Source organism: Arthrobacter sp. Hiyo1 (assembly GCF_001263615.2).
In the GTDB taxonomy this organism is placed as follows: Bacteria; Actinomycetota; Actinomycetes; order Actinomycetales; family Micrococcaceae; genus Arthrobacter.
Window position 1 is genome coordinate 1,001,655 of record NZ_DF952468.1, and the last position, 4,996, is coordinate 1,006,650.

Here is a 4,996-nt window from a genome sequence, read left to right on the forward strand (position 1 = left end):
TAGCGTCGGCTCGGATTCGGTGCCGGGAATTGGAAAAGCTCTCCACCGCGACTATTGGGGGATGCCGCGGTGGAGAGCTCATAGATGAATATACAGAGAATTTCTGGATATGGAAAGGAAGCCATCCCCCGTCCGGCGCGTCTCATCCCAGCACCAAGCCACTATGATGGTGGTTGTTCAGTGGATTGAACAAGCGTTGTGCCTCGGACCGGAGTTCCGCTGCCCCAGGGTGGCGTTTCTACCTGGCACGCGCCCGCTCTGCGCCAGACGCACGAACCGCGAAGGAGAATCATGGCCGATTCCCGCACCCCCCGTTCCGCCGAAGGCTTGGGGAGCTCCTCGCCGGCGCTGCCGTGACCCGCGCTGCTGCGGTCCTTGATGCCTTGGCGGAGGCCCCTTCAGGCAGGCTGACACTCAGTGACCTTGCGAGGGAACTCGGGATTCCGAAGTCTTCCACGTCAAACCTGCTGCTCGCTCTTGAGGAAGCCCGGCTGATTACCCGCGAAGGTGCCGATTTTTCACTTGGCCGGAAACTGGTTGAACTTGGCGCCGCCTACCTTAGCCGGCTCGACGAAGTCCAGGAGTTCTACAAGTTCTGTGAACAGGCGCCGACGCTCTCCGGCGAAACCGTGCGGATCGCGATGATCGACGGCGATCACATCATCTACCTGGCCCGCTACGAAGGGCACCCCGCCGTCCGGCTCACGTCGAACATCGGCGACAAAATGCCGCTTTCCCTCAGCGCCGTCGGAAAGGTCCTCCTGGCCCAGCTTCACGACCATGACATCGAGGCGATGTTCCCGGACGACGTGGAACTGCCTGTCATGACCCCGAAGTCCCTCCGGAGTGCCGCCGAGCTCAAGGCCCAGGTTGTCGCGATCCGCAAGCAGGGCTACGCCCTGGAGGATGAGGAATCCACACTAGGCGTGGTTTGCCTCGCCGTGCCCGTCCCCACCCACGGGGCGCATGGCCCCAGCCTCGGTCTCTCGGTGACAGCCCTGAAGGCCACTTTTTCCGAGGAACAGGCTGCCCTCATGGTGAAGGAACTCAAGGAGCTCGCCCACTCGCTGGGCAACCCGATGGGATAGATCTGGCCGCCCCGACGGGGTCATAAATAAATCTGATTACACCACTTGAAACTTGTACAACGTGCTGTACTCTGTTCAATATAGTGATTCACGCCATGGCGGCTGACACTATCTCGCCAGGCCAACGGGGGTCTGGAGTGTTCTTGAGGGAGTGCTTGTGACAACTCGTACTAAGACAAAGCTTGCTGATATGGACGGCGCAGTAGTTGAGCCGGAACAGCTGCGAAGGGCAACGCTTGCCAGCTCGGTAGGATCCGCCCTGGAGTACTACGACTTCTACATTTATGGTCTGGCTTCGGCCCTGATCTTCGGACCTCTGTTCTTCAAGCCCTTGGGTGAAAGCGGCGCATTGATCGCGTCTTTCGCTACCTATGGCGTTGGATTCGCTGCGCGGCCCTTCGGTGGCATTTTCTTCGGATTCATCGGAGACCGCTTTGGCCGCAAGGTGGTCCTCCTGATGACCATCGGCATGATGGGCCTTGCCAGCTTCGCGATCGGCTTGCTTCCGACGTTCGACCAGGCGGGCATGCTCGGAGCTGTCCTGCTGGTGACACTCCGTATTGTCCAGGGCCTGGGAGCTGGAGCCGAACAGGCTGGCGCAACCACGCTGATCTCCGAGGTTGCACCCCCTAAGCGCCGCGGCTACTTCGCTTCGCTGCCGTTCGTGGGCATCCAACTTGGAACCCTCCTCGGCGCCGGCACCTTTGCGCTCATTGGCATGGCCAATAAGGGCGTACTCGAAGGTTGGTTGTGGCGCGTGCCCTTCCTCGCGAGCATCATTCTGATCGTCGTGGCAATCTTCATCCGTCTGAAGCTGAAGGAAACCCCGGTGTTCCAGGAGCTTGAGAAGCACAAGAACGTGGTGAAGAACCCCGTTGGTGAGCTCTGGAAGCACTCCAAAAAGAATGTGCTCGTAGGCATCGGCCTCCGCATGGGTGAGAACGGCAACTCCTCGATCTACTCTGCCTTGCTCATCTCCTTCATGTCCGTCAAGGAAGGTGTCTTCCCTGGCGACAAGTTCATCGGCCCGGTCGGCTTGCTGATCGCCGCTGGATTCGCCGCCGTCATGGTGGTCACCTTCGGCGCCTTGTCTGACCGTATTGGTCGAGTCAAGGTCTACCGCTATGGGGCACTGTTCCAGGCGATCTTCGCTATTCCCGCGTTCTACTTGGTGACCCTCGGCAACGTGACCCTCGTGTGGGCCGTCATGGTTGTCGGCATCGCCCTTGGCGTGCAGTCAATGCTTGGTCCGCAGTGCCCGCTACTGCCGGAATTGTTCGGCTCGCAGTACCGTTTCACCGGTGTGGCATTGAGCCGCGAACTCTCTGCTGTCCTGGCCGGCGGACTCGTGCCCCTGGTTGGCGTCGCGCTCCTTGCTGCGACGGGCAACTCCTGGGTGGTCCTGGCGGTTTACTCGCTGGTCCTCGCGCTGATTTCATACATCACCACGTTCTTCACACCGGAAACAGCCGGCCGTGACCTTCTCTCCCTGGAGGATGCGAAGTAAGAAGTCCCGTACCACGAGGTACGCAAGCAGCGACGGTCCCCTCCTAGGTGCGGAGGGGACCGTCGCTTTTTCGTGCCCTACCCCCGGATAACCCCCGGCAAACCCGCCCCATACAGCAAAGCGGCCCCTCCGGAAACCGGAGGGGCCGCCACGATGGCGCTGGGAAGCCGGCGGTTTAGTAGAAGTGCACCGTGTCCACAAGGTGGGGGAGTTCCCCGCCGTCGAGGAACGTACGCAGGTTGCTGGCGAAGCGTTCGGCGATGAGGCGGTTCTCCGCGGCACTGAGTGCCGAGGTGTGCGGCGAGACCATGACCTTCGGGTGGTTCCACAGCGGGCTGTCCTGGGGGAGTGGCTCGACCGCGAAAACGTCCAGGCAGGCGTAGGACACTTGGCCGGTGTCCAAGGCTTCGAGGAGCGCGTCTTCGTCAACCACGGTTCCGCGGCCAACGTTGACGAAGACCGCGCCAGGCTTCATCGCCGAGAAGACCTCGTGGTTGAAGAGTTTCTCAGTGTAGGGAGTGCCCGGGAGGGTGTTGACAACGGCGTCGGCCGTGGCAAGGAGTCCGGCCAGGCCATCGTTGTCCGCGACCTCGTCGATTCCGTCGATCGCTTCGACGTTCCGCTTGGTTCCGCTCACCTTCATTCCAAGGGCGCGGGCGATGCGGGCGGTCTCGAGGCCGATTTCGCCGAGACCCGTGATGACCAGCTTGGAGCCGTTCACAAGTTTGGTGGGGGTGCGCAACTCGGGCCAGACCTTGGCAGCCTGGTCCTGTGCAAGTTCCCCGCTGCGCTTGAAGCCGTTGAGGATGCCCAGGGCTGCGAACTCGGCCAGCGGAAGGGCATGGACGCCTGCCGACGTGGTGACCTTGAACTTCTGCAGGGTCTCGCTGTCAAGCCCCGAGGCCTTCACGGCGCCACCGGCACCTGCGGCCATGGCGTGGATCCACTGCAGGTGCGGGTTGCTCTGTGCGATGCGGGCCAGGCCGGCCGGATTCTCGTTGGGGAAGCCGTACAGGATCTGGGCCTTGTTCAACATGGACCAGTAGCGTTCCTCTTGTTCGGGAGTCCGCTTGAAGTCCGGATCGCCCGAGTGGTCGGCCGGGAAGCGTTCCGGAGGAAGAAGCTCGGGTTCGTAGAGCACCGTGATGCTCGGATCTACTGCGCGGATACGCTCCACATGCTCGGCTTCGAGCGGGACTGCGATCGCGATGGTGAGTTCATCAGTCGTCATGGTGTTCATCATACTGAATTGAGGCTAGGATATTGAACAGTTTTTGAAAGATGAACCACAAAGAAGTGAGGTGTATGCGAAAGATGACCGCCAAGACCGCAGGTTTTGTGGGACTCGGGCTGATGGGCTTCCCCATGGCAGCCAATCTGCTCGGCAACGGCTGGGAAGTGACTGCGTGGAACCGTTCCGCCGAAGCGCTCGCCGAGTTGGAGAAGCTCGGCGGAAATCGTTCGGAGTCGGTTGCCGGACTCCGGGACCAGCCCGTCATCATTTTCATGCTTCCGGATCTCTCCTACATCCTGGATGCCGCCGCGCCGTTGCTCGAGTCCTGGCGCTCGGACGCGCCGCTTCCGGGGACCACGATCATCATCATGAGCAGCGTGTCTCCGGCCGCCGTGCAGGAATTCGGCCGGACGGTCCATAGCGCAAGCGGCGGGAACGCCGTCGTCGTCGATGCACCGGTCAGCGGGGGCACCAAAGGTGCGCAGGACGGCACGCTGGCCATCATGGTGGGGGCCGCCGAGGAAGACTTCCAGCGATCGCTTCCCGTGCTCCAATCCATGGGGGCCACCGTCCGCCGCATGGGCAACTTGGGTGCCGGATCGCTGGCAAAGGCATGCAACCAACTGATCGTCGGGACTACGACGGCGGCGCTCGCGGAAGCCGCTGAACTCGCCGAGCGCTCGGGCATGGACGTCGAAACCCTGTTCGAGGTGCTTTCCGGAGGACTCGCCGGAAGCCGGGTCCTGGAGATTGTCGGTCCACGCCTCGCAGCCAAGGACTACGCGCCCACGGGTCCGGCGAAGTTCATGCACAAGGACCTCAAGTTCGTGCTCGAAAGCGCCGAAGCGGCCGGTGCCGCTGTCCCGATGGCGGCTGCCGGCGTCGAACTCTACCGCGAACTGATTGATCAGGGCCTTGGCGACCAGGACCTCGCAGTTGTCCGCCAGGCCATCGCCAACCTCAGCGACTCTTCCGTCAGCCCTTTGAACTACGTAAGGAAACAACCATGAGTGGACTCTTTGATCTCACCGGGCGCGTTGCGCTCGTGACCGGATCCAGCCGCGGCATCGGCAATGCGCTGGCCCGCGGATTGGCCGACGCCGGTGCCACCGTTGTCCTCAACGGCATCAACACGGAACGCCTCAAGGACGCGGAAGCCGCCATGGC

The 4,996-nt window shown here is 62.0% G+C and carries 4 protein-coding genes and 1 pseudogene; 4 read left to right on the forward strand and 1 reads right to left on the reverse strand.

Annotation, left to right across the window (positions count from 1 at the left end):
- The first annotated feature begins 291 nt into the window (after positions 1 to 291).
- Both AHiyo1_RS04475 and AHiyo1_RS04480 read left to right on the forward strand, forming a co-directional pair.
- Positions 292 to 1,088, forward strand: a pseudogene (locus AHiyo1_RS04475) (IclR family transcriptional regulator).
- Positions 1,089 to 1,239: 151 nt separating this feature from the next.
- Complete coding sequence (locus tag AHiyo1_RS04480) at positions 1,240 to 2,595, forward strand: MFS transporter (protein WP_059387758.1); 1,356 nt, start codon at positions 1,240 to 1,242, stop codon at positions 2,593 to 2,595.
- Between the two features lie 175 nt (positions 2,596 to 2,770).
- Here AHiyo1_RS04480 and AHiyo1_RS04485 read toward each other — a convergent pair whose 3' ends face one another.
- Positions 2,771 to 3,838 carry a D-2-hydroxyacid dehydrogenase gene (locus AHiyo1_RS04485; RefSeq protein WP_059387759.1) on the reverse strand — a complete coding sequence of 356 codons (1,068 nt, stop codon included), beginning with the start codon at positions 3,836 to 3,838 and terminating at the stop codon, positions 2,771 to 2,773.
- Between the two features lie 71 nt (positions 3,839 to 3,909).
- Between AHiyo1_RS04485 and AHiyo1_RS04490 the strand changes: the two genes are divergently transcribed.
- Both AHiyo1_RS04490 and AHiyo1_RS04495 read left to right on the forward strand, forming a co-directional pair.
- Positions 3,910 to 4,839: an NAD(P)-dependent oxidoreductase gene (locus tag AHiyo1_RS04490; protein WP_059387760.1), complete on the forward strand. Its 930-nt coding sequence runs from the start codon at positions 3,910 to 3,912 to the stop codon at positions 4,837 to 4,839.
- Positions 4,836 to 4,996: SDR family NAD(P)-dependent oxidoreductase (locus AHiyo1_RS04495; protein ID WP_113990564.1), on the forward strand; the 161-nt coding region annotated here is incomplete at its 3' end. The genes AHiyo1_RS04490 and AHiyo1_RS04495, both read left to right, overlap by 4 nt.

What these genes read in the sequence shown, in the direction of transcription:
- AHiyo1_RS04485 (WP_059387759.1), bottom strand. Translation starts at nt 3,838, where the DNA reads ATGATGAACACCATGACGACTGATGAACTCACCATCGCGATCGCAGTC.
- AHiyo1_RS04490 (WP_059387760.1), top strand. Translation starts at nt 3,910, where the DNA reads ATGACCGCCAAGACCGCAGGTTTTGTGGGACTCGGGCTGATGGGCTTC.